Below are 1,011 nucleotides of genomic sequence, written 5' to 3'. Positions count from 1 at the left end.
ATTTTTTATATAACTCCTCTAATTCTAACTTAATATTTTTTCGCAGTTCTTCAGGTTCAATTATCTCAGCATCTTTTCCAAAACCCATCACCCATTTCTTCACATCTTCAATATCATCTATATAGAGACTTAAAATTATACTTCCATCTTCCAGATCGTCTATGCGCTGGTTGGTATTCCATTTTGTACTTTTTATAAAATGAGAGATGTTTCTGCTAAATTTTATTAGTACCTTTATCTTATCTCCCATAAACACTCCCCAATGCTGGTCTAAATAATCTTTAAGAGAGAATGTGTGGGGTCTCATATAAATATCATCGCTTATTTTCAAACTCTTGATTCTATCAAGCTTAAAAATTTCTATATCATCTTTCATATGACAGTACCCTACTACATACCAGTTCCCCTGTTTAAATACTAAGTCGTAGGGATCCACTTTTCTCATAGTCAGATTGTTTTTATTTACCGAAAAATAATTTACGTTCAGGCTTTTTCCTTTACTCATGGAATAACTTATCTGTGATATTTTATCCTCTAATTTTTTCAAATTGCCTATTGAATCTATAGAAAAGCCACCTGTGTCATCCATTTCACTTAAATTAATATCTGAATTTATAGAAACACTTTTTATCTTATAAACTGCATTCTTAAGCTCTTTTTCATATATGAATCCATTTTGCTTTGTAAGCACTTCTGAGGCCATGAGAAGTGCACTAAGTTCTCTTGCACTCAAATTTGCAGACTTCATGTAAAAATTTTTATCTATATAAAATCCACCATATCTTCCTTTTTTAGTGTACACAGGTACATTAGCTTTATTCAGACTACTTATATATCTATATACCGTTTTCTTATCCACCCCTAAAGTCTGGGCTAATTCCGATGCAGTAGTCAATCCCTTATATTGTATTATCATTATTATCTCTAATAAATTAGAAATTTTAGACATGTTTTTAACCTCCAGTGTAAAATTATCATAATATTTAATTATATCGTTACTTTCTATAATTT

At 30.1% G+C, this 1,011-nt stretch carries 1 protein-coding gene; it reads right to left on the bottom strand.

Annotated features, from left to right (window positions below; all coding sequences use genetic code 11):
• Positions 1-949 (bottom strand): helix-turn-helix transcriptional regulator (locus J5G60_RS18475; protein ID WP_150357961.1); only part of this gene is annotated, 949 nt, incomplete at its 3' end.
• Positions 950-1,011: the final 62 nt, after the last annotated feature.

Origin of the sequence: Clostridium sp. HV4-5-A1G (assembly GCF_900184915.1) — a bacterium.
GTDB lineage: Bacteria > Bacillota > Clostridia > Clostridiales > Clostridiaceae > Clostridium_B > Clostridium_B aromativorans.
The sequence above is the reverse complement of the archived record's forward strand: the minus strand, read 5'-3'. Positions and strand labels throughout refer to the sequence as shown.